Genomic DNA, 23,548 nt, shown 5'->3' on the forward strand with positions numbered 1-23,548 from the left:
CAAAAAGGTATTATTTGAACCTTCCAATGGACTTTATAATATGGCCGTAGGTGAAAAGATCGTCGCTGCGTTTAACGGCCCGGCAGACCTATCCAGTTTTGATCTTGTTACCCACAAAATATCGTCAACTACTATTAAACCTATTATATCTCCCGCGCGTAAAAAGTTGCAGTTACTCTACCACCAAATAAGGGAATTCAGGGAAGGAACAAATACTACAATATCCAGAAACAAGGTGTTCAAAGAGGTAAAAGAACACTATCCGAAAGATTGGCTACTCTCGATAGAACTGTATGAGTTGGCAAAAAATAACAACGACACCAGCTTTGCCGAAGATATTCTGGAACACTTAGAAGAAGTGAAACAGCAACATCCTGATCTTGGTCATCTTATTGATGATGGTATTGATCTGGTAGATGCAGTAGGAGCCATACCTAATGGCTAAAAACTGATATGAGGATAGGTTGTTGTTAGGTCGTCTATTTTCTTTTGCAAGGCCTTCTTAAATGCAATATGTTGTTTTGAGGATGGATTAAAGGCCTTATGGGCAAGTCCTTTTTGAATCTCGGCAACACTTTCCATTGTCTTTAGATCGGCTTTTGAAATACAGTTAGATCTAAATTTATCCCAGATATAATCGATCGCCAGAGCATTAGGATGCACCATATCTGCCTCAAAAAAACGGTAGTCTCTTAATTCATCCATCATCAATTCATAGGCAGGAAAATAATAGAGTTTATTATGTGGAGGGGACTTAAGCAGTTGATGTGTTGCCGTTATCAAATGGGCTTTACTGCGTTGATTTTCTGTAAATCCATCCTTTAGATGTCTAACAGGCGATATGGTAAGGTATACAGCTATTTTTGAGTTAACCTGCCGTATATTTTTTATTGCTTCGGTGAGACTTTTTATAATTTCCTCAGGAGGAGTCAAGACCTTGCTAAATTCTTTTTGAGGTACTTTGTGACAGTTGGCAACCCATTTCCCGGTGTCCTTATGTTCATATCCCCAGGCAGTTCCCAGGGTAAGAATAAGGTGAGAAGCAGTAGATAACTTTTCTCTGGTGAGACCCAATTGTTTATTCAGGCTAAGGAGAAGTTCTTCCTTAGAGTTTTTGCTTATATCCGAATGTGCCTCAAAGGAATGCCATTGTTCCTGATGTGAAAAAAGCTCTTCTTCCCTGTAGTCATCTTCATTCAGTGCTCTTACTACAAGATTAGACAAGGCTTTGGGATGGAACAAAATCCCAAAAGGATTCAAGGTTGTACTAAATTTGTGATATCTTAATTTACTGCCTATATGGTTTGCAAAACACGATCCCAATAAAACGATCTCACTGGTATACGAAATAGGGTATGGCGAGGTGTTAATAGGTACTTGTGTTTGAAGTTTCATAGGGTCACAAAATAAAAGAGCGTGCTTTTTCCAGGGCCTCAGCAATACCTGCCGGATTCTTTCCTCCTGCCGTGGCAAAGAAAGGTTGACCACCGCCACCCCCCTGGATATATTGACCCAATTCGCGAACTACTTGTCCGGCGTTCAACCCTTTTTTCTCAACAAGACCTTTGGATATATAGCAGCTTAGAAAGGCTTTCCCATGTTGATTGGAAGCAAAAAGTAAGAAAAGATCATCATGCTCCTGCCCCATCTCAAACGCCAGATCTTTCATAGCAGCAGCATCAAGATCCACTTCTTTAGCCAGGAATTTAACTCCGTTTACTTGCTCTAAAGATTCTTTGAACTCGCTTTTAATAGTGCGGGCTTTTTCTTTCAATAAGGATTCGATCTCCTTTTTCATTTGAATATTCTCTTCCTGCAGACCTTCAATGGCTTTTACAGGATCTCCACTACTTTTTAAGCGCGATTTGATCTGTTCTAATAGTTGATTCTTCTCTTCGTAAAACTCTTTAACGGCATCAGAAGTAATTGCTTCTATCCTGCGAACACCTGCTGCAATGGCCCCTTCTGAAACAATCTTAAAATGCCAGATATCTGCGGTATTCTTTACATGGGTACCCCCACAAAGTTCTATGGATTGTCCAAATCTAATAGTGCGCACCTTGTCCCCATACTTCTCGCCAAAAAGTGCTATGGCCCCTTCCTCCAGGGCCTTTTTTACCGGGATACTTCGTTCTTCCTGTAGCGGCAACTGCTCATCAATCCTTGCATTTACATAGTGTTCTACCTTGCTTAATTCGTCCTCTGTGAGTTTGGCAAAGTGTGAAAAATCGAATCGGAGATGATCAGAATGCACCGCAGATCCTTTTTGCTCTACATGGGTCCCCAGCACCTGCCTCAACGCCTGATGTAACAAATGAGTTGCGGTGTGGTTTCGTTCGGTTCTGGCTCGTTGTGTTGCATCTACCACGGCCATAAGCGATTCATTTAAGTGTTTGGGTAGATTCTTAGCGTAATGAACTATTTCGTTGTTCTCCTTTTTTGTATCAAGGATGTAAACCACATCGCCATTGGGGACTTCCAAATAGCCCTTATCTCCTACCTGACCACCACCTTCCGGATAAAAAGGTGTTTGATTAAAAACCAGCTGAAATTGAGTTCCTTCTTTCTTGGTGGTCACCTTCCTGTATTTAACCAGATCTACCTCAGCCTTTAACTCCTCATACCCAATAAATGCTTTTTGTCCATTTTCCTGGAGCACAACCCAATCATCCTTGGCCACTTCTGAAGCCGATCTTGATCTGGTTTTTTGCTGCTCCATTGCCTTTTCAAACTCCTTCTCATCTAAAGAATAACCCCTCTCGCTCAGAATAAGACTTGTAAGATCAATAGGGAATCCAAAGGTGTCATACAATTCAAAGGCCTTCTTTCCATCTATCTCCTTTCCCTTGGTTTGGGCAATCATATCATCTAGCAAAACCAAGCCCTGATCCAGTGTTTTGAGAAAGGAATTTTCCTCCTCTCGGATTACGTTCTCAATAAGGTTTTGTTGCTTTTTTAACTCAGGAAATGCAGGGCCCATGATATTCACAAGCACATTTACCAATTTATAAAGAAAAGGTTCCTGTGTATTTAGAAAAGTAAACCCATACCGCACAGCCCTTCTTAGGATTCGTCTTATGACATACCCGGCTCCATTATTACTGGGCAACTGACCGTCAGCGATAGAAAAAGCCACCGCGCGGATATGATCCGCAACTACCCTTATGGCTATGTCATTCGCCTTGTCTTTTCCATATGTATGACTTGTAATGACCTCGATCTCTTTGATCAGAGGAGTAAAGATATCAGTATCATAATTAGATTGTACGCCTTGTAATACCATACACAAACGCTCGAAACCCATCCCTGTATCTACATGCTTCTCTGGAAGAGGTTCCAGGGAACCATTGGCCTTGCGATTATACTGCATAAATACGAGGTTCCATATCTCAATGACAAGGGGATGGTCCTTATTCACAAGACTTGCTCCTGGAACCTTTGCCTTCTCTTCTTTGGAACGAATATCTACATGGATCTCAGAACATGGTCCGCATGGTCCCTGGTCACCCATTTCCCAAAAATTGTCATTTTTATTTCCAAAAATGATACGTTCTTCCGGAACAATCGCCTTCCACAATTCAAATGCCTCAGTATCCATCTCCAGGGCATCAGCGTCCTTACTGCCTTCAAATACTGATACATAGAGACTCTCTTTATCAATTTTGTATACTTTGGTAAGTAACTCCCAGGCCCATTGAATGGCCTCCTTTTTAAAATAATCTCCAAAACTCCAGTTACCAAGCATCTCAAACATAGTGTGGTGGTAGGTGTCTTTTCCAACCTCTTCCAGATCATTGTGTTTGCCACTTACACGTAAGCATTTTTGTGTATCCGCAACACGCGGACTTTTGGAGATGCTATTTCCAAGAAAAAACTCTTTGAACTGATTCATCCCTGCATTGGTGAACATCAAAGTTGGATCGTCCTTGATAACCATTGGGGCAGAGGAAACAATGCTGTGGTTTTTGCTCTTGAAAAAAGCCAGGAAGTGTTCGCGTATTTCGCTGGAAGTCATATAAAAAGGTAAGGTTTTACTAATTTTATCGCTTTCTACAAAACAATTTTTATATTTGTTTGTTTAGTTGCATTGGCAGCACAAAAATAGGATAATTTACATTCATGTCTAAAGTTAAGTACTATTACGATCCAGACACGCTCTCCTATCGAAAAATAGAGCTAAAGAAATCTCGACGTTATAGAAATCTCTTTCTATTTTTTCTTGGTTCTGCTCTTTTTGGTTTTCTTGGGTTAATATTACTTCTCAATACAAATATTTTAAATACTCCCAGGGAATTATCCCTAGCCAGAGAAGCGAAGAACTACGAGCTACGTTTTGAATTGCTCAACAAAAAAATGCAGCAAATAGAAGAGGTGCTGGCAAATATAGAAGACCGGGATAACAACATTTACAGATTGTATTTTGAGGCCAATCCTATTCCTGAGGAACAACGCAGGGCCGGTTTTGGAGGGATAAACCGCTATAAGTCGTTGGAAGGATTTAATAATTCCGAGATGATTTCGGCTACCACAAAAAGGCTTGATGTCATTCAAAAACAAATGGTCATTCAATCGCGCTCGCTCGATGAGATCACGAAACTGGCCGAAGACAAGGAAAAATTACTGGCTGCAATTCCAGCAATACAACCGGTGAACAATGAAGATCTAACTAGGATGGCTTCCGGTTTCGGCTGGCGATCCGATCCTTTTACCAAGGCGCGAAAGATGCACTGGGGTATGGATTTCACAGCTGCCAAAGGAGTCCCTATCTATGCAACGGGAGATGGTACCGTAACTAGAGCAGATAACAATGCTTCTGGGTATGGAAAACACATCAGAATAGATCATGGATATGGGTATATGTCTCTTTATGCACACCTGAGTAATTTTAATGTAAAGCGCCGCCAAAAAGTAAAACGAGGAGATCTTATAGGGTTTATTGGGAGTACCGGCAGGTCTGAAGCGCCTCATTTGCATTACGAAGTATGGAAAGATGACCAGCGTATCAACCCAATTAATTTCTATTACGGCAGTTTAACTGCTGAGGAATTTGAAAATATGCTGAAATTTGCAAATCAGGAAAACCAATCATTAGATTAATGCACGTAGAACTTCCGGAAAAAAGATATTACGGTATTGGCGAAGTAGCCAGGGCCTTTGAGGTGAATACCTCTCTCATCCGATTTTGGGAAAAGGAATTTGACGAGTTGCAACCCAAGAAGAATGCCAAAGGTAACCGCAAATTCACTCCGGAGGATATCAAGAATTTGCAGCTCATATATCATTTGGTAAAAGAACGTGGCTTTACCCTGGACGGAGCTAAAACCCATCTCAAAGAGGAACGCCAGAAAACGCTTTCCAATTTCGAGATCATTCAGAAACTGGAACGGGTAAAAGCAGAACTTATCAAGATTAAACAACAATTATAACTACAACTTAAATACTCAATCAAAATGAAAAAATGGTTAATTCCCGTAATTATCCTGGCGGTCGTTGTCTTTGGAATCTACCAATGGGCCGTAGGCTTTAATAACACTGCTGTTGAATTCGAGGCGAATGCGAAAACTGCCTGGGCCGATGTAGAAAGTACATACCAAAGGCGAAACGATCTTATTGGCAATCTTGTGAAGACAGTACAAGGTGCGGCCGACTTTGAACGTGGTACGCTAACGGATGTTATTGAAGCAAGGGCCAAGGCTACTTCCACCAATATCGATATAAACGATCTGACCCCAGAAAAAATGGCAGCCTTTCAGGAGGCACAATCGGGCTTATCATCTGCCCTATCGCGCTTGCTGGTTACCGTGGAACGTTATCCGGATCTAAAGGCGAATCAGAATTTCCTGGACCTGCAATCACAATTAGAAGGCACTGAAAACAGGATCAATGTTGCCAGAGACCGGTATAACGAAGCCGTAAATACTTACGACATACATACCACCAAGTTTCCCAATAAATTACTGGCCGGTTGGTTTGGTTTTGAGGAAATGACACGTTACCAGGCCAGTCCTGGTTCTGAGAATGCTCCTGATGTGAATTTCGAATTTGATTGATCTTATGTCAGAATCCAAGGTAGAAGCTTTTTTATCGCCAGAGGAAGAACAAGAGGTGATCAACGCCATCATCGAAGCAGAAAAAAATACTTCTGGTGAGATCAGGGTTCATATTGAACCTGGCACAACCCTAAATCCATACGAAAGGGCTCAGGAAGTGTTTCTCAGTCTGAAGATGGAAAACACCAAAGATTCTAATGGAGTACTTATTTATATTGCCGTCAATGATCGCACTTTTGTAATTTACGGAGATAAAGGCATTAATGACGTGGTCTCCAAAACATTTTGGAACGACACCAAGGAAGTTATCCAATCCCATTTTAAAAAGGGCCAATTTAAACAAGGTATTGCAGAAGGTATTTTAAAGGCAGGGGAAGAATTGAAGGCGCATTTTCCTTATAAATCTGATGACACCAATGAATTGAGGAATGAAGTATCCAAAGGCTAGCATCTTATTACTTTTCCTGTGTAGCATTTCCATTGCCTGGGGCCAATTCACCATTCCGGAGAAACCACAACTTCAAACTAGTGTTTACGATTATGTATCTCTTTTATCAAAGAACGATAAGGAGGCACTTGAGCAAAAATTAATACGTTATTCAGACAGTACTTCTACACAGATCGTAGTCGTCATTTTTGCCTCTACGGAAGGAGAGAACATCAACTATTTAGGGGCTCAATGGGGCGAAAAATGGGGAATTGGTCAGGCCAGGGAAGACAATGGGGTCCTGATCCTGGTAGCCAATGACGACCGCAAGATCGCCATCAATACTGGTTATGGAGTAGAAGGTTCACTCACGGATGCCATTTGCAAACGCATCATTGAAATGATCATCGTTCCCGAATTCAGAGAAGGCAACTATGCTTCCGGACTTAATAAGGGCGCCGATGCTATCTTTCTAGTACTTAACGGAGAGTTTGAAAATGCTTTGGAAGGCAATGGTACATCTACGAATTATACCGGAAAGGCGGCCTTCGTTTTGATCTTTGTTGGCTTTGTCATTTTCATCATCATCCTAATTATTATTATTGCCAATCGCAAGAACAAAGGTGGAGGCAAAGGTGGCGGCCGGAGCAAAGGACTAGATATTTGGGATGTTATCATCCTCAGCAATATGGGTCGAGGCAGTTATAAAGGCGGTTCGGGCAGCTTTGGCGGAGGCGGCTTTGGCGGCGGCGGTTTCGGTGGCGGTTTCGGAGGAGGCGGCTTTGGAGGCGGAGGTGCTTCAGGCGGCTGGTAAGCCTTATTTCTTCCTCATATAGACAGTGACCGGCACTCCGGTGAAATCAAAATTTTCCCGTAATTTATTTTCTAAAAATCGTTTATAAGGTTCCCGTACATATTGAGGCAAGTTGCAGAAAAAAGCAAACTGCGGATAGGGTGTTGGCAGCTGGGTAATGAACTTGATCTTTACATACTTTCCTTTGTAAGCAGGAGGTGGTGTATGTTCAATAATTGGGAGCATAACGTCATTCACTTTACGAGTAGGGATACGTTTACTTCGATTCTTATAGACTTCAACTGCAGTTTCTATTGCCTTATAGATCCGTTGCTTGGTAAGAGCCGAAATAAAAAGTATAGGCACATCTGTAAAGGGTTCTGTAGCCTCTTTTATTTTCCGTGTATATTCTTTTACAGCATGGGTATCTTTTTCTAACAGATCCCATTTATTGACAAGGATCACTATCCCCTTGTTGTTACGATGCGCCAACCAAAAGATATTCTCTACCTGCCCGTCAAAACCTCTGGTAGCATCCAGAAGAAGTAAACATACATCACAATGTTCTATGGCCCTTACAGAGCGCATCACAGAATAGAATTCGAGATCTTCGCGTACTTTGGCTTTACGTCTGATACCGGCAGTGTCCACTAAATTAAACTCAAAGCCAAAACGATTGTATTTGGTATCGATGCTATCTCTGGTAGTACCTGCGATATCTGTAACTATATAACGTTCTTCTCCAATAAGGGCATTTATAAAAGATGATTTTCCCGCATTGGGTCTTCCAACTACAGCAAACCTGGGCAGGTCACTTTCAGTTTCAGGTTTCTCGGGCAATGCTTTCACAAGTTCATCCAATAACTCCCCACTACCACTTCCATTCATGCTGGAGATAGGAAAGTACTCGCCAAGCCCTAGAGAATAGAATTCTACGGCATCCTGGGCCCGTTTGGCATTGTCTACCTTGTTCACTACCAAAAAAACCGGCTTATCTACACGACGTAGTAATTTGGCCACATCCTCATCCATCCCGGTTACACCAGTTTCTACGTCTACCATAAACATGATGGCATCTGCCTCCCCAATAGCCAGTTCTACCTGCTTATCTATTTCTTTTTCAAAGACATCATCACTCCCCAGCACATAGCCGCCAGTATCTATCACTGTAAACTCTTTACCGTTCCAGTCGCTCTTACCATAATGACGATCTCGTGTTACCCCACTAATAGCATCTACAATGGCCTCTCTGCGCTGAATTAGTCGGTTAAAAAAAGTAGACTTCCCAACGTTGGGCCTCCCAACAATAGCAACAATAGCGCTCATAGCTTAAAACTTGGGCACAAAGGTAGTACTAATCACCCAACATACAAGCGATTACCATTGCTACTTATTGGTTGTAAAACCGTAAAAAAACAAAATATTTAGGCCATTAAATTGTACCTTTTGGTTCGTAAAACCGGTTTATGAAACCCATACCAAACGAAATTGTACTAAGGCCTCGCTTTCAATTAGAGCAGGCAGCGGATAAGGAACAACTACTTAGCAAGTTTGAACAAACAAAACGTCCGCCATACATCATAAAGCGCATGGATGATCATGTCTTTATCAAGTTTAACAAACAAGAAGTACACTTTTGGTCGCCCCAACTTCAGCTAGAGATAATTGAAAAGGAAGAAGGGGGCAGCAGATTGTATGGGTTATTTGGGCCTAACCCAACCCTCTGGACATTCTTTATGTTTCTTCATTTTGGAGTTGGTACTTTCTTTATCATTTTCGGGATATGGGCCTATAGCAGTGCGGCACTTAACAAACCCTACGGATGGTTACTGGGCATTATGGGCTTTATGGTTGTACTCTGGTTTGTACTATATGCCTTTGGACGGGCAGGGAAGAAGAAAGGTAAACCACAGATGGAAGCTCTTTATTCCTTTATGGAAGAGATGCTCGCAAAAGGCTAGAGATCAGGATTGGTAGCCAAAACGTCGTAATTGATTACTATTGCTTCGCCAGTTCTTATTCACTTTTACATAGAGTTCTATGTGCACTTGTTTATCAAAGAATTGTTCAAGATCGCGACGAGCTTCAATCCCCACTCTTTTCAACGCACTTCCTTTATGGCCTATCAGGATGCCCTTTTGGGAATTGCGTTCTACCATGATGACCGCACCTATGCGAATGATCTTCTCATCTTCATGAAAAGCCTCAGTTTCAATCTCTACTGCGTAGGGAATCTCTTTTTTGTAGTGCTTTAATATCTTTTCCCGGATGGTCTCGTTCACAAAGAAGCGTTCCGGGCGATCTGTGAGCTGATCCTTGGGATAATATGGAGGTGCCTCCGGCAAGAGCGAAACAATGCGTTCAAACACTTCTTTGATATTGAAGTTCTGAAGTGCCGAAATAGGATGGATCTCTGCCTTTGGTAATTGTTCCTGCCAGTACTGTACTTGTTCTTCCAGCAGTTCCTGATCTGCCGTATCTATTTTGTTTAAGAGCAATAACACCGGAATCTTACTATTCTTTATCTTCTCAAAAAAGCGTTCATCCTTTAAAGCTTGTTCTCCTATCTCTACCATATATAGCAGAATGTCTGCATCTTCAAAAGCCGACTTCACAAAATCCATCATGGCACTTTGTAATTCGTAAGCCGGTTTTATGATGCCTGGGGTATCGGACAAGATCATTTGAAAATCATCTCCATTTACTATTCCCAGGATACGATGCCTGGTAGTTTGGGCCTTGGAGGTAATAATAGAAAGCTTCTCCCCTACAAAAGCGTTCATAAGGGTTGACTTCCCAACATTGGGATTTCCTATAATATTTACAAAACCGGCTTTATGTTTTTCCATGGGCTAATTGTGCAAGATACTTTTTTGCGGCTACATTTACTTTCGGTGCCAGATAAAGAACAGCGATCATGTTAGGGATCACCATAAGGGCATAAGACAAATCGATCAGATTTTTTACCAAATCCAGAGATGCCACGGCGGCAAAAACTATCATGATCACAAAGTACACATTATACCACTTCCCTATACGGGCATTTGATAAAAAAGATAAGCTTTTAACTCCGTAATATGAATATGTAAATAGTGTTGATAAGGCAAACGCTGTCACAATGATCATCAACAATTCATCTCCGTAACCAAATAAGGTACGCCTAAAAGCAGTTAGGGTCATCACAATGCCACTGCCCTCTTCCAGATAGGCCCCGCTAAGGATGATGACCACCGCGGTAAAGGTACATACCATTATTGTATCTATAAAAGGCCCCAAACTAGCCACCAGCCCTTCTCTAATAGGTTCATCATTTTTGGACTGTCCGTGATACATGGGAGCACTACCTAAACCGGCTTCATTAGAAAACATGGCTCTGCGGATCCCTATGATCACCAAGCCCCAAAAACCTCCGGTAACTATGGTTTTAAAATTCCAGGCTTCTGTCAGTATCATTTTTAAAGCTGGCCAAACCTGATCCGAATTCATGATCATCACAACTATCACAGCTGCGAGATAGACCAGCACCATAAAAGGTACAATGGCCGAGGCAACCTTGGCAATTTTGGACAAACCCCCAAAGATGACTAAGGATGTAATGACGGCCAAAACAATACCAATGGTCAGTTTCCAATTGAATTCACTGGTCTGCCAAAGGGTTTCAGTTGGATTTACAACACTCATAAAGGTCTCCGTAAACTGATTTGCTGTAAAGACCCCTAAAAAGCCGAATAATCCACAAATGCAAAAAAATACAGCCAGCGGTTTGGCCTTTGGACCCATCCCTTGGGTAATATAGAACATTGGACCTCCCTGAAGTTTACCGTCCGAGTCTGTTCCGCGGAACATAATAGACAGGCTACAGGAATAAAACTTAATGCACATCCCGATGAGGGCGGTTACCCAGATCCAGAAAACCACTCCGGGTCCTCCGTCATGAATGGCAATAGCTACCCCTGAAATATTTCCCAAGCCTACGGTTGCAGCCACGGCGGCTGAAAGTGCCTGAAAAGAACTTACATCTCCTTTTGCATTCTTATCATCGTATTTCCCGGAGGTAATGGCAACTGCATGACCAAAATATCGATACGGTAAAAACCGTGAATAAAACACCAAAAAAAGCCCCCCGCCTATCAGTAAAATAAACATGGGCCATTCGGTATAGGGGATCAATCCGGAAAGAAAATCATTAAGTACCTCCATAGTAAACCTGATGCGCCGAAGGTAGGTATTTTTAGTTTTTTAGTAGTTCCAACGGCCCAAATAATTCTCCTTTGAAATCTTGATAATGCTAAAAAACCGTTGTATCTTTGCCGTCCATATCGCGGGGTAGAGCAGCAGGTAGCTCGTCGGGCTCATAACCCGAAGGTCGCTGGTTCGAGTCCAGTCCCCGCTACAAAGAAGCTCCTTGAAAAATCAAGGGGCTTTTCTTTTGGAAGCAATTGAAGTAAACTTCGAATTTGCGAACAAAAGGAAAGATCTTATTGCGCAGCAATATGAGCTTCTTTGTAAAGCCACCATTAAGGCCGCTTCCGATCCACTGAAGTTTTAACGAAGGGGAGAGGAAGCAATCCAGTTCCTGGGTAAATTTCATTCCGATCCCAATTGCTATCGGGACCGTTTCCGAGCCTGTATGTTCTCTTATCACTTCATTCAAAAAATAATCAGTATTATTGGGGTTTCAAATACCCCCTAAATGAGATCACCAAAACACCTAGTTTATAAGAACATTAAAAAATCGAACTTGCTTTACTTTAGCATACTCGCCTCAATTTTTGTGCTCTCGTGCAGTTCTACTGAAGCTGAAACAGACACCATTCCCACTAATTTAACTGTAATCATTACTATTGTTGGCACTTCAGATACTCAGCCCGCCGGGGACGGTTCTGGAGAGGTCAGAGTAAGTGCATATGCTGAGGACGCAGTGAGGTATGCCTACCGTTTTGATAATGGAGAATTACAAGAAACAGCCTCCAGGACTATGAACCATACTTTTAGCCGGGAAGGCACTAATTCCTATTCCATTGAAGTATACGCATATTCCGCCTCCGGAGAATCTATTTCAAAAACCCAAACCATCAATGTTTTCAAATCTTCCGCTGAAGAAACTGCATCCCTGGTCTTTGCCGATGAATTTGAATACAACGGCAGCCCAGATTCCTCAAAATGGCACCACCAGGTGATTGGACCCAACAATGGGAGCTGGTACAACGGGGAAGCACAGCACTATACCGCCAGCCTCGAAAATTCATATGTGAGCAACGGTACTCTTAAAATTAAAGCTATCAAGGAAGAACATACTTCCGGGGGAACAACTAAATCCTATACTTCAGCCCGATTGAATTCAAAATATGCCTTTACCTATGGACGTGTTGAAGTACGTGCCAAACTTCCGGCCCAAGCTGGTACCTGGCCTGCCATCTGGACCCTGGGGGCCAATATCAATGAAACAGGCAATTACTTTGGCCAGCAGTACGGCAGTGTGGGATGGCCGGCATGTGGGGAAATTGACATCATGGAGCAAACGGGATGGGACAAGAACAGTACTATTGCCTACTTCCACTGGGGCAACACCAATACAGGGGTCTACAGTAGCGAGGGCGGGGAAACAGCAGTTCCCACAGCCACCAATGAATTCCATATCTATAGCCTCGAATGGGACGCCAATACCCTTATAATAAAGGTAGATGATACCCTGGTTTACCAACTGGCAAACACCCAGGACAAACCTTATGATAATCCTCATTACCTGCTCTTAAACATTGCCATGGGCGGTAATCTGGGAGGCGAAATCCCAACTAATTTTGCGGATGCTACCCTGGAGATCGACTATGTGAGGGTATATCAATAAGCCTCCGAAATAAACGTATTCATTTGTAATTAGGATGTTAAGCCCTTTTTCATAGTTTTTTTTACGTACCTTAAGTACTAAATAACCAATTAAAAACTAACGAATGAAAAATCTAGTAATTTGCCTTGGAGCAGTAGCTTTGCTCGCTTTCACTTCATGCAAACAAGAGGCTCCCATGGAGCAAACCGAGACACCAGACTACGCTTCCTTCAATGAGAAAGTAGCAGTGATCAAATCATTTTATCAGGCCCATCACGATGAGAACATCGATGCCATCTCAGGACTCCTGGCTGATACCTTAAAGTGGAGTCCACCACAGTACACCGGCAACCAATGGATGGGTAAAGAAGACCTGATAGGGGCGTTAAAGGACTACCATGCTGCTTTTGACAATATCTCCTTTGCCGAAGGAATCGTAATGCCAGATTCAACTGTCAACGGATACTGGTCCGGATCTGTTTTCCCTGAAGGAACAGCCAGTAGTTCCCCAAATAACATTAGGGTCTATGGCACCTGGACTGCCATTCATACAGAAACCGGTAAATCTACAGGCGTAAAATTTTACAGTATTGTAATGGTCAATGCAGATGGCAAGATCGCTCAGGCCTCAGATTATTTTGATGTAAACGGACTAGCAGTGCAAATTGCTGCAGAATAGAAATAAAATAATTATAATACCAAAATAAATTATGGCCCCTTTATGGGGCCATTCTATATATAAATCAACTAGCTTTAAAGAGAAAGAATTCCAGACCTAAATTAAATGGCATTCTAAAACAAATTCAATGAAATGGCAGAACAAAAAGACTTAGACTTTACATACACCACTATTGATGAGATCTTCCGCTTAAGCATGGGCGAAACAGGAGATTACAGTGGTGCAAAATACGATGGGGATTTTTCCATGACATTGGAAGAAGCGCAAAAAGCAAAACACAAATTCATTGCAGATAGCCTGCACATTACCAAAGGAAGTAAGGTCCTGGATATGGCCTGTGGCTGGGCACCATTTACCCGCTACATAACTGATGAAAGAGGGGCAGTCAGTATTGGATTAACCCTTTCACAAGGGCAGGCAGATGCCTGCCAAAAGAACGGTTATAATGTGCTGGTTAAGGATTGTAGAAACGTAACTCCAGAAGATTTTGGCACATTCGATGCCATAACCTGTATAGGAGGCCTGGAACATTTCTGTTCCGTGGAAGAATGGCAGGCAGGCAATCAGGAGAAAACTTACAGTGACTTTTTTAAAACACTCTACGATCTGTTACCTGTTGGAGGTCGATTTTACATGCAGACCATGACCTTTAGCAAGAATATGATACCTTTTGAGGAATTAGACGTAAATGCCGAAAAGGACTCTGCGGCTTATATCATGGCGCTTATGGTAAAGCAATTTCCCGGCTCCTGGCTACCTTATGGCCCGGAAATGGTAATTAAATGCGCAGAACCGGGATTTAAACTTATCTCTAAAAGTAGTGGGAGACTAGATTATATTGAGACCATTGCCCAATGGCGGAAGAAGTTCAGGAAATTCAATCTTAAGAAATATTGGTTGTACCTATCTCTTATTCCAAAATATTTCACGGACAGGGAATTCCGCCACTTAGTGGCTATCTTTAGGATAAGTCCAAACAGAGTGTGTTTTGAAAAAGAGATAATGGATCACTACAGATTGGTTTTTGAAAAAGTGTAGAGATCAATAAAAGCTTTTTGAACAAAAATAAAATTCGGGCATATGTCAAGACCTGCTTCAAAAACAGAATTACTTAATAAGAGTAAGGCAAGCTTTCAAAACCTGAACGGCTTTATTGAACAACTATCTATTGAGCAACAACAAAAAGAATTTCCCATTGGTATCATGAACAGAAATATTCGCGATGTTCTAATGCACCTTCATCATTGGCATCTAATGTTTCTAAAATGGTATAAAGTAGGAATGTCTGGTCAGAAACCTGTGATGCCTGCAAAAGGGTATACCTGGAAGACTACGCCCGACTTAAATCAATGGATCCTGAAGAATTATCAGGATATACCGCTGAAAGACGCAAAGAATCTTTTAAAAGAAAGTCACCGAAACGTTGAAAAAATTATTCAACATCATTCAGATATAGAATTATTTGAAAAAAAAAGATATAAATGGACAGGGACTACTTCGCTGGGCGCCTATCTGGTTTCAACAACATCGAGTCATTACGAATGGGCTTTGAGATTAATTAAAAGAGCCCGGAAATAATCTAACTATTGATATTATTTGCAATTAGAATCGTAAAATGTACGCCCATCATTGTTAGATCCTATTACCCATACCACACAATGCCCTTAATCTTTGCGGTAGGGTCTAAATGATGTTTTATCTAGTCACCTCAGAAATTAATATTAAGCATAAAAAAGGTGACCCTTTGAGAGATCACCTTTTATAGTTCGATGGTATTTTACTAATACCAAATTGAATCTAATTTACTTCAGATCGAACCTGTCCAGGTTCATCACTTTATTCCAGGCCTTTACAAAGTCTTTTACAAACTTGTCTTTGGCATCATTACAGCCATAGACCTCAGCCAGGGCACGTAGCTCAGAATTAGACCCAAAGATTAGGTCTACCCTGGTCCCTGTCCATTTCACTTCGCCTGTTTTGCGGTCCCTGCTTTCGAATACTTCCTCATCGGCATCAACGGCTTTCCACTCATTCCTCATGTCGAGCAGGTTTACAAAGAAGTCGTTTGTCAGTGTTCCCGGTTTCTTGGTAAACACCCCGTGTTTAGAACCGTCATAATTGGCGTTCAGGGCACGCATTCCCCCTACCAATACCGTCATCTCCGGTGCGGTTAGGGTCATTAACTGGGCTTTGTCTACCAGTAATTCTTCCGTTTTTACAGAGGTTTTGGTTTTCAGATAATTTCTGAATCCATCTGCGAATGGTTCAAGGACTTCAAAGGCTTCTGCATCTGTCATTTCCTTGGTTGCATCGGTTCTTCCCGGAGCAAAAGGAACTGTGATCTTATGACCTGCATCACTGGCTGCTTTCTCTACTGCAACACTTCCACCAAGAACAATGAGATCTGCCAAAGAGACTTTCTTGCTCCCTTTTTGAGCGCCGTTGAAATTCTCCTGCACCTGGGTAAGTGCATCTAACACTCTTCCCAATTGCAATGGGTTGTTTACCTCCCAATGGTTCTGAGGGGCTAAACGAACACGGGCACCATTGGCACCACCCCTGTTGTCCGATCCTCTGAAAGTAGAGGCAGAAGCCCAGGCAGCTCCAACCAGTTCTGAAATGGACAGGCCAGTTGCCAGGATTTTATTTTTCAGGGTTTCAACCTCTTTTTCATTGATCAATTCGTGATCTACGGCAGGTACAGGATCTTGCCAAACAAGATCTTCTTTAGGTACTTCCGGACCCAGGAAACGAGATTTTGGTCCCATATCCCTGTGGGTGAGTTTAAACCAGGCTTTTTGGTAAGCTTCCTTGAATTCCTCCGGATTATCAAGGAATTGTTTAGATATTTTCTCATAGGCAGGATCCATCCTTAGTGAAAGGTCTGTAACCAACATAAAAGGAGCGTGTTTCTTAGTAGGATCGTGTGCATCAGGAACTGTCCCGGCCCCGGCTCCATCTTTGGGCTTGTATTGCCAGGCTCCTGCCGGACTTTTGGTTAATTCCCATTCGTAGTTGAAAAGGTTTTCAAGGTACTTATGGCTCCATTTGATAGGCGTGTCTGTCCAGGCGCCTTCCAAACCACTGGTAATAGTATCTGAACCAATTCCCGTTTGGAACCTGCTTTTCCATCCAAGGCCTTGCATTTCAATAGGAGCACCTGCAGGCTCTGCATCCAGGAATTCCGCATCATTGGCGGCCCCATGGGTTTTTCCAAAGGTATGCCCCCCGGCGATCAAGGCAACTGTCTCATAGTCATTCATGGCCATGCGTCCAAAAGTTTCACGAATGTCGTGTGCAGCAGCCAGTGGGTCCGGATTTGCATTCGGTCCCTCAGGATTTACATAGATAAGTCCCATATGGGCGGCGCCCATTTGTTTTTCCAGCTCTCCCTCTTCGTTATAACGCTCTTTATTACCCAACCATTCGGCTTCGGAACCCCAATAAATATCCTCTTCTGGTTGCCAAATATCTTTGCGGCCACCGGCAAATCCGTACATGGGTAATCCCATTGATTCATGGGCAACATTTCCAGCCAGAATCAACAAGTCTGCCCATGATATTTTTTTTCCATACTTCTGTTTGATAGGCCATAAGAGCACTCTGGCTTTATCCAGGTTGGCATTATCTGGCCAACTGTTCAGTGGAGCAAATCGTTGGGCTCCGGTACCACCACCGCCACGCCCGTCAGCAATACGATATGTTCCTGCGGCATGCCAGGCCATCCGAATAAAGAAAGGGCCATAGTGACCATAGTCTGCCGGCCACCAATCCTGGGAATCGGTCATCAAGTCCGTGAGGTCCTTTTTTACCGCCTTGAGATCCAGGCTCTTAAATTCTTTGGCATAGTCGAAATTCTCATCCATTGGGTCAACCAGTTCGGAATGTTGACGAAGGATGCTAAGATTTAGTGAGTTGGGCCACCAGTCTCTGTTTGTGGTTCCGCCGCCAGCTGCTTGCTTCAATTCCCCGTTTAAAAAGGGGCACATGCCTTCAGCGCTGGCTGAACCATTCATTTTCTTTAATTCTTCCATGATGTGTTGTATTTTTACTTTAGGTGATATGCTCAAAGTTACCAAATGTATGTTTATGCAGTATAGATTTCGCATCGATAAAAACTATGGCTCATGCTTAAATCCGATAGGCATTAAATGATAAAATTATATTGTTAAAAAGTTGTTTTATACCCTGGGAAAATCCATATTAACCTTACCCTTTTATCAGCTTTAAAAATAACCTAATGAAACAAGCTTCCTCTGCCTTATATATTGTCCCGGTCTTGCCATCATTGGATATTGAACGAGACATAAAATGGTATGAAAAATATACAGGTTTTACCTATTGCTTTGGTGACAAATGTTATGCCGGTTTGCAGCGAGAAAATCTTGAATTTCATCTACAATTCCACCTTGGCACTGCGGAAGACCCAATTTCCGGAGGGTCGGTAATGAAACTATTTGTTTCAGATATATACCCCTATGTTGAAGAATTTGTAAACAGAGGTACCATATCCAGCGATAAATTGCGTGAGAATACTTCCTGGGGTACTCATGAATTTGGATTCTATGATCTGAACAAGAATGCCATCTTTATTGTTCAAGACGTATGAATGCAGCCAAAGAATTAAAAACATATATTGCATTTCTTCGCGGCATCAATGTGGGCGGGCATCATAAAGTACCCATGGCCGAACTTCAGCAAGAACTTGAAGCGCTGTCATTCCAAAATGTAACCACCCTATTAAATTCTGGTAATGTTATTTTTGAGGTTAAATCTTCAGAAGAAACGGAACTTTCAAATCGTATTGCACAACGTTTAGAAAAGGTTTTTCAATTTCCGGTGCCAACTATTGTCATTAATGCAGACTCCATCCTGGAGTTATTAAATGACGATCCCTTTAAGGGTGAAGTTCTTAGCAGGGAAAGCAGAGGCTATGTTTCCTTCTTACAATATAAACCTAAGACCAGCTTACAATTGCCGTGGATCAGTGAGGATAACTCCCTTAAAATTCTCCGTGCAAATGACAAATTTATTTGCAGTTTTCTGGACCTTTCCAAGGTAAAAACTCCGGTAGCAATGAATGCCCTTGAGAAATTATATGGGAAGCAGATGACCACCAGAAACTGGAATACTATTATGCGAATAGGTGTTAAATTGGAAGCCCAATAATTTATGGTGCAACTAGCACTTTAAAAATAATCCCCGGGATACATACAAAACACTGACTTTCAAGCGTTAATCGTGTAGTAATAACCAATTACAATGACCCTTGAAGATTAGAATACTTGGTACACTTATCATTCTGTTGATTACTTTGTTCGGATGTAAGTCAACGCAAATCAAATCAAACAGCTTTGCGGACTTCCCATTGCATGAGCTAATCCTTGCCAATAGAGCAGCTGAAATAAGGAAGTACTTTGAATCTGGAAATTCAACAACCTATTTTAAGAATGGATGGAGCCCGCTTCTCTTTGCCACGCAACTAGGTCATAGAGAGATCGTTGAAATCCTTTTACGACATGGTGCCAAAGTAAATAACACCTCCTATCCTGATCATATATCTGCCCTGCATTTAGCAGCAGCCAAGGGCTACTACAATATTGTCCAAATTTTATTGAACAATGGTGCAAAAATAGATCACCAGGATAGTAAACTTAGATCTACCTCCCTAATGAGAGCGGCTGTCCATGGGCATAAAAAGGTAGTGCAATTGCTCATAGACCGTGGAGCTTTGCTCAATGTTCGGGGAAACCGGGGTGAATCGGCCTTATTTTTAGCAGTATCTGCAGAAGAAACAGCTATAGCAAAACTCTTAATTGAACGGGGGGCGAATAAAATCAGACCAGACATCTATGGTATAACTCCGCTTCAAAAAGCCATTAAACTAAATAATAAGAAGCTTATAACGCTTCTTGAAAAATAACAACAACATGAAAAAAACAGTTACTTCATTTCTGCTATTTATATTCCTTTCAGTATATATCGGATATGGCCAGGGTCCGGAGATCACTTTTTTACAGGGAGAACAACTTAGTCTTTCCCCATTAGACAATGATCTCTATGAACTCAAAATAAAGCCCGAATCCTTTACGCTTGTTTTTAAGGGTAACGAGTTGCATGTCTGTACAGGACTTAGTGAGGAATTATTTCAATTCACCAAGCCAGAAACGGATATCAACCAGGATTTCAATTCCTATTTTTTTATATTTAAATATATTGCGATGCCCGAGGATGCCAATTATCTTCCGGTTGGGAAGGACGAAGCAGCTTCACTTAATAAAACCCACGGCGCCAAGCTTGCAGGAAAGGATAGTTCTAAGTTCACCGTTGCCTCGCTACAGATTGAGGATGAATTGAAACCTTTGAACGAATTAAAAGAATTTTATTTAGCGCTATGGTTAGATACTAATTTAGATCAGTTCATCGATACTTCAGAATTGCTAAAAGTACACGTGGTCATAGAGTAGGAAGTTCAAAAAATAGTACATTGTAAGGTGGCACATAGATCGTAATTTTATGTGAGAACCAAGTTATTCATGAAATTGAACGCAAATGCCCTATTTTACATCCTTACGGGAAAAACGGTATTGGTTTTGGGCAATCCTCGTATATCTTACGATCCTTTCCACCCTTTTTATAGGACAACCCCTGGCAAATGAGTTACGGGATCAAAACGTTCAGGCAATTTTTTTCCTGCTTGGGATGGTCCTTGTAGCTACGGCTGTTATCATCCATGGATTATTAACAAAACCGAGCAACATAGAATATGCTGTCCTATTCGGGATAATTGCCGTATATATCATGTTCTTCTTTCGTTTAGGTGCTCCCGAAAGAAGCCACCTTATTGAATACAGCGTTTTGGCTATATTGTTACATAAGGCTTTTAAGGAACGATTTAAGCTGGAGAATAAAATATTTGAGCCTGCATTTTTCTCATTAATTGTGGGCATTGCTATGGGTGTTTTGGATGAGAGCATTCAACTTTTAATTCCTCATCGCTTTTTTGATCCCCAAGACATTATCTTTAATTGTTTGGCTGTGACCATGGCCATTGGAACTAGTTTATTGTTACATTGGCTGCACAGGCGCTTAAAAAAGAATCGATAAACAATCTGAATATTTTGAATTGATTAATTAAAAAAATGATCGCCAAATACGATACCATAGGTATAGATTATAACGCTACCAGAAAGGCAGATCCGTATTTGTTCCAACAATTACTTTCCCATTTAAATCCTCAAAAAGAAGGTATTTATTTAGACATAGGATGCGGAACCGGGAATTATACCGATGAATTCCAAAAAATGGGATATTCCTTTATCGGGATCGATCCTTCAAAAGAAATGCTAAAGCAGGCGAGAGTCAGAAATCAGGACATAGTCTGGAAAATGGGTACTGCTGAAAAAACAGGTTTGGATGAAAATAGTGTGGATGGGGTTGTCGCATTCTTAACCCTGCATCATTGGACGAATATTGAAAATAGTTTCTTAGAATTAGCCCGAATTTTAAAACCTAATGGCCAAATAGTAATATTTACCTCCACTCCTGAACAAATGGAAGGCTATTGGCTGGCTCAATATTTTCCAAAAATGCTTATCGCTTCCAAAGTTAAAATGCCTCTCTTACAAAACATTGAGAAGGCCATGAAAAAAGCAGGAATACAACTTGAGAAAACTACGCCCTATTTTGTAGGACGAGATCTGAAGGACCTATTCCTCTATGCGGGGAAACACAATCCCGAACTTTATTTCGACAAAAAGGTTAGACATGGTATTTCCTCTTTCAATTCCCTGGCTAATAAAGAAGAAGTTGCGAATGGGCTATTAGCATTAAAAAAGGATATCTCATCCGGGAAAATTCATGAGATCATTAAGTCCTATGAAAACACCTTAGGAGATTACCTATACGTTACAGGAAGAAAGAAATAAGAGTATTTATAAAATGAGGTGTACTTATATTTATCTTTAGCTATAGTTTACACCAATTACTTCAAAATAATAGGCAGATGGCAGAGAGCACGCTAACTATAAACAAATCAAAAAGGTTTTATAAGATTGCCTTTGCTCTGGCATTATTTACGATCATTTACAATATTGGTGAAGGATTACTTTCTACTTATTTTGGGCTGGAGGATGAAAGTCTGGCTCTCTTTGGTTTTGGTGCAGATAGTTTTATAGAAGTGATCTCCGGCCTGGGGATAGCGCATATGGTCATCCGTATACAAAAATACCCAACTAGTAATAGAGATAATTTTGAACAAACCGCATTGCGTATAACAGGAATTGCCTTTTATATCTTGGCGGTGGCGCTTGTTATTACAAGCTTCTATAATATTTGGACAGGGCATCAACCCATCACCACCATGTTTGGGGTGATCATATCTATTATTTCCATTTTCGTAATGTTGCTTTTGGTGTACTGGAAACGTAAGGTGGGAAAACAATTGAACTCTGATCCCATCCTGGCAGATGCAAATTGCACCATGGTCTGTGTCTATATGTCGATCATACTTCTGGTGAGCAGTGGCATGTATGAATTGACCAGTCTTCCATATATAGACAGTCTGGGAACCCTTGGATTAGCCTATTTTTCATATAAAGAAGGCAAGGAATGCTTCGAGAAGGCCAATAGTGAGAAATACTGCCGATGTGACTAATACCAAAGTTTTCATTTACTAAGATCTATTGATTTAATGTCATAGTGAGCTGATCCGTAAATTCCGAATGTTTTATTACTTTTAATCAATAAGTTCAACTTCTTTGACCTTATTATAACACTGTCCAAATGACTAAAAAACTACTCTTCTTACCCTTTCTTTTCATAATGCTACTTACAAGCAACTTATATGCCCAGCCCTCGGAGAAAGATATTACCAATGAATTTTTTAAACTGTATTCCATAGATCCTATGAAGGCTTTTGATTATGCCTTCGCAACAAATACCTGGATGGAGCGAAACCAGGATGCTGTTGATAATCTAAAAAATCAATACAGCAACTTACTTGCTTTAATAGGCCAGTATCACGGATATGAGCTAATTACGGAGGCGAGTATTGGGGAACGTCTTAAACTTTTAAGCTTTATGGCCAAATATGAAAGACAACCTATCAGGCTTACTTTTATTCTTTACAAACCACACAAAACATGGCAGGTGCAAAATTTAAAATATGATGATAAATTTGATGAAGAATTGGAGGAGGCTGCCAAACAAAATAAAGGCTAACAGATGAATGACATACATAATTCCCAACCTGCCATTATCGCAGATCATATTAAACAAGTCTATTTTGGGGGTAACTGGACGGCCGTTAACCTTAAGGATACCCTAAACGGGATAAGTTGGGAAATGGCATCGCGTAAAGTAGAGTCGTTCCATTCCATTGCAGAACTGGTATATCATATGAATTATTTTGTGACGGTGCTCCTCAAAGTACTACATGGCAAGCCTCTACAAGGCAACGATGCGGTTAGTTTTGATTGCCCGCCCATCAATTCACAAGCCGATTGGGAATCACTACAAAAAAGAGTGTTTGCCGAAGTAGAAGAATTTGCTGACCTGGTAGCGGCATTACCCGAATACCGGTTATGGGAACTGGTAAGTGACAAAAAATACGGGACTTATTACAGAAATATACATGGTATTGTAGAGCATTGCCACTACCATTTGGGCCAGATAGTACTCATAAAGAAATATTTTCTACAAGATCAATAAAATCAATCCTCCTTATATTCTGTCGCAAGCAATTGACCACATTAGAAGTATTTCATTGATT

General features: G+C 41.3%; 26 protein-coding genes, 1 tRNA gene and 1 pseudogene. 22 read left to right on the forward strand and 6 right to left on the reverse strand.

Annotation, left to right across the window (positions count from 1 at the left end; all coding sequences use genetic code 11):
• A pseudogene (locus tag Q0X72_RS01680) lies at positions 1-445 on the forward strand (phenylalanine 4-monooxygenase); the annotation flags it as partial.
• On the opposite strand, the gene Q0X72_RS01685 reads toward Q0X72_RS01680, so the two are convergent.
• Positions 442-1,395 carry a GSCFA domain-containing protein gene (locus tag Q0X72_RS01685; RefSeq protein WP_297761117.1) on the reverse strand — a complete coding sequence of 318 codons (954 nt, stop codon included), beginning with the start codon at positions 1,393-1,395 and terminating at the stop codon, positions 442-444. The pseudogene Q0X72_RS01680 and the gene Q0X72_RS01685 overlap by 4 nt on opposite strands.
• 4 nt (positions 1,396-1,399) lie before the next feature.
• Complete coding sequence (gene alaS / locus Q0X72_RS01690) at positions 1,400-4,015, reverse strand: alanine--tRNA ligase (protein WP_297761120.1); 2,616 nt, start codon at positions 4,013-4,015, stop codon at positions 1,400-1,402.
• A 104-nt stretch (positions 4,016-4,119) separates the two neighbouring features.
• On the opposite strand from alaS, the gene Q0X72_RS01695 reads away from it, so the two are divergent.
• From Q0X72_RS01695 to Q0X72_RS01715, 5 genes are read left to right on the forward strand one after another with little or no spacing between them, the layout of a single operon-like run.
• Complete coding sequence (locus Q0X72_RS01695) at positions 4,120-5,097, forward strand: M23 family metallopeptidase (RefSeq protein ID WP_297761123.1); 978 nt, start codon at positions 4,120-4,122, stop codon at positions 5,095-5,097.
• Entirely contained in the window at positions 5,097-5,426 is a 330-nt protein-coding gene (locus Q0X72_RS01700; protein ID WP_297761126.1) for a MerR family transcriptional regulator, read from the forward strand. The genes Q0X72_RS01695 and Q0X72_RS01700 overlap by 1 nt, the downstream gene beginning before the upstream one ends.
• 24 nt (positions 5,427-5,450) lie before the next feature.
• Positions 5,451-6,050 (forward strand): LemA family protein, encoded by a 600-nt coding sequence (locus Q0X72_RS01705; protein WP_297761129.1) that lies wholly within the window; start codon positions 5,451-5,453, stop codon positions 6,048-6,050.
• A gap of 4 nt (positions 6,051-6,054) precedes the next feature.
• Positions 6,055-6,498, forward strand: a complete 444-nt coding sequence (locus Q0X72_RS01710) for a TPM domain-containing protein (protein WP_297761132.1) — start codon at positions 6,055-6,057, stop codon at positions 6,496-6,498.
• Positions 6,479-7,291, forward strand: a complete 813-nt coding sequence (locus Q0X72_RS01715; RefSeq protein ID WP_297761134.1) for a YgcG family protein — start codon at positions 6,479-6,481, stop codon at positions 7,289-7,291. Before Q0X72_RS01710 ends, Q0X72_RS01715 begins: the two co-directional genes overlap by 20 nt.
• A gap of 3 nt (positions 7,292-7,294) precedes the next feature.
• On the opposite strand, the gene der is transcribed toward Q0X72_RS01715, so the two are convergent.
• Positions 7,295-8,596 (reverse strand): ribosome biogenesis GTPase Der, encoded by a 1,302-nt coding sequence (der, locus tag Q0X72_RS01720; protein WP_297761137.1) that lies wholly within the window; start codon positions 8,594-8,596, stop codon positions 7,295-7,297.
• A 140-nt stretch (positions 8,597-8,736) separates the two neighbouring features.
• On the opposite strand from der, the gene Q0X72_RS01725 reads away from it, so the two are divergent.
• Entirely contained in the window at positions 8,737-9,231 is a 495-nt protein-coding gene (locus tag Q0X72_RS01725) for a GTP-binding protein (protein WP_297761140.1), read from the forward strand.
• A gap of 3 nt (positions 9,232-9,234) precedes the next feature.
• Here Q0X72_RS01725 and era read toward each other — a convergent pair whose 3' ends face one another.
• The gene (gene era / locus Q0X72_RS01730) at positions 9,235-10,119 is read right to left on the reverse strand and encodes a GTPase Era (protein ID WP_297761143.1); all 885 of its coding nucleotides are present in this window, start codon (positions 10,117-10,119) and stop codon (positions 9,235-9,237) included.
• Positions 10,106-11,470: a sodium:alanine symporter family protein gene (locus Q0X72_RS01735; RefSeq protein WP_297761146.1), complete on the reverse strand. Its 1,365-nt coding sequence runs from the start codon at positions 11,468-11,470 to the stop codon at positions 10,106-10,108. Before Q0X72_RS01735 ends, era begins: the two co-directional genes overlap by 14 nt.
• 120 nt (positions 11,471-11,590) lie before the next feature.
• Here Q0X72_RS01735 and Q0X72_RS01740 point away from each other — a divergent pair.
• The 6 genes from Q0X72_RS01740 to Q0X72_RS01765 all read left to right on the forward strand — a co-directional run bounded on the left by Q0X72_RS01740 (position 11,591) and on the right by Q0X72_RS01765 (position 15,354).
• A tRNA-Met gene (locus tag Q0X72_RS01740) sits at positions 11,591-11,663 on the forward strand.
• Positions 11,664-11,675: 12 nt separating this feature from the next.
• Positions 11,676-11,819 carry a hypothetical protein gene (locus Q0X72_RS01745; protein ID WP_297761149.1) on the forward strand — a complete coding sequence of 48 codons (144 nt, stop codon included), beginning with the start codon at positions 11,676-11,678 and terminating at the stop codon, positions 11,817-11,819.
• 144 nt (positions 11,820-11,963) lie between these two features.
• The gene (locus tag Q0X72_RS01750; RefSeq protein WP_297761152.1) at positions 11,964-13,118 is read left to right on the forward strand and encodes a glycoside hydrolase family 16 protein; all 1,155 of its coding nucleotides are present in this window, start codon (positions 11,964-11,966) and stop codon (positions 13,116-13,118) included.
• Between the two features lie 103 nt (positions 13,119-13,221).
• Positions 13,222-13,776 carry a nuclear transport factor 2 family protein gene (locus Q0X72_RS01755; protein WP_297761155.1) on the forward strand — a complete coding sequence of 185 codons (555 nt, stop codon included), beginning with the start codon at positions 13,222-13,224 and terminating at the stop codon, positions 13,774-13,776.
• Between the two features lie 132 nt (positions 13,777-13,908).
• Positions 13,909-14,814, forward strand: a complete 906-nt coding sequence (locus Q0X72_RS01760; RefSeq protein WP_297761158.1) for a class I SAM-dependent methyltransferase — start codon at positions 13,909-13,911, stop codon at positions 14,812-14,814.
• A gap of 42 nt (positions 14,815-14,856) precedes the next feature.
• The gene (locus Q0X72_RS01765) at positions 14,857-15,354 is read left to right on the forward strand and encodes a ClbS/DfsB family four-helix bundle protein (RefSeq protein ID WP_297761161.1); all 498 of its coding nucleotides are present in this window, start codon (positions 14,857-14,859) and stop codon (positions 15,352-15,354) included.
• A gap of 224 nt (positions 15,355-15,578) precedes the next feature.
• On the opposite strand, the gene katG is transcribed toward Q0X72_RS01765, so the two are convergent.
• The gene (katG, locus tag Q0X72_RS01770; protein ID WP_297761164.1) at positions 15,579-17,810 is read right to left on the reverse strand and encodes a catalase/peroxidase HPI; all 2,232 of its coding nucleotides are present in this window, start codon (positions 17,808-17,810) and stop codon (positions 15,579-15,581) included.
• A gap of 206 nt (positions 17,811-18,016) precedes the next feature.
• On the opposite strand from katG, the gene Q0X72_RS01775 reads away from it, so the two are divergent.
• From Q0X72_RS01775 to Q0X72_RS01815, 9 genes are all read left to right on the forward strand, one after another.
• The gene (locus tag Q0X72_RS01775) at positions 18,017-18,385 is read left to right on the forward strand and encodes a glyoxalase/bleomycin resistance/extradiol dioxygenase family protein (RefSeq protein WP_297761166.1); all 369 of its coding nucleotides are present in this window, start codon (positions 18,017-18,019) and stop codon (positions 18,383-18,385) included.
• A complete protein-coding gene (locus Q0X72_RS01780) occupies positions 18,382-18,945 on the forward strand; it encodes a DUF1697 domain-containing protein (RefSeq protein ID WP_297761169.1) in 564 nt (187 codons plus the stop codon). Before Q0X72_RS01775 ends, Q0X72_RS01780 begins: the two co-directional genes overlap by 4 nt.
• Before the next feature lie 100 nt (positions 18,946-19,045).
• The gene (locus Q0X72_RS01785) at positions 19,046-19,699 is read left to right on the forward strand and encodes an ankyrin repeat domain-containing protein (RefSeq protein WP_297761172.1); all 654 of its coding nucleotides are present in this window, start codon (positions 19,046-19,048) and stop codon (positions 19,697-19,699) included.
• Positions 19,700-19,706: 7 nt separating this feature from the next.
• A complete protein-coding gene (locus Q0X72_RS01790; RefSeq protein ID WP_297761175.1) occupies positions 19,707-20,243 on the forward strand; it encodes a hypothetical protein in 537 nt (178 codons plus the stop codon).
• Between the two features lie 85 nt (positions 20,244-20,328).
• On the forward strand, positions 20,329-20,883 hold the full coding sequence (locus Q0X72_RS01795; protein WP_297761178.1) for a VanZ family protein: 555 nt from the start codon (positions 20,329-20,331) through the stop codon (positions 20,881-20,883).
• Positions 20,884-20,918: 35 nt separating this feature from the next.
• Positions 20,919-21,704 (forward strand): class I SAM-dependent methyltransferase, encoded by a 786-nt coding sequence (locus tag Q0X72_RS01800; RefSeq protein WP_297761181.1) that lies wholly within the window; start codon positions 20,919-20,921, stop codon positions 21,702-21,704.
• A gap of 77 nt (positions 21,705-21,781) precedes the next feature.
• A complete protein-coding gene (locus Q0X72_RS01805) occupies positions 21,782-22,432 on the forward strand; it encodes a cation transporter (RefSeq protein WP_297761183.1) in 651 nt (216 codons plus the stop codon).
• 128 nt (positions 22,433-22,560) lie between these two features.
• Complete coding sequence (locus Q0X72_RS01810) at positions 22,561-22,998, forward strand: hypothetical protein (protein ID WP_297761186.1); 438 nt, start codon at positions 22,561-22,563, stop codon at positions 22,996-22,998.
• Between the two features lie 3 nt (positions 22,999-23,001).
• The gene (locus Q0X72_RS01815) at positions 23,002-23,487 is read left to right on the forward strand and encodes a DinB family protein (protein ID WP_297761189.1); all 486 of its coding nucleotides are present in this window, start codon (positions 23,002-23,004) and stop codon (positions 23,485-23,487) included.
• Positions 23,488-23,548 lie beyond the last annotated feature (61 nt).

The sequence above is a fragment of the uncultured Muriicola sp. genome, assembly GCF_947258935.1.
In the GTDB taxonomy this organism is placed as follows: Bacteria; Bacteroidota; Bacteroidia; order Flavobacteriales; family Flavobacteriaceae; genus Muriicola.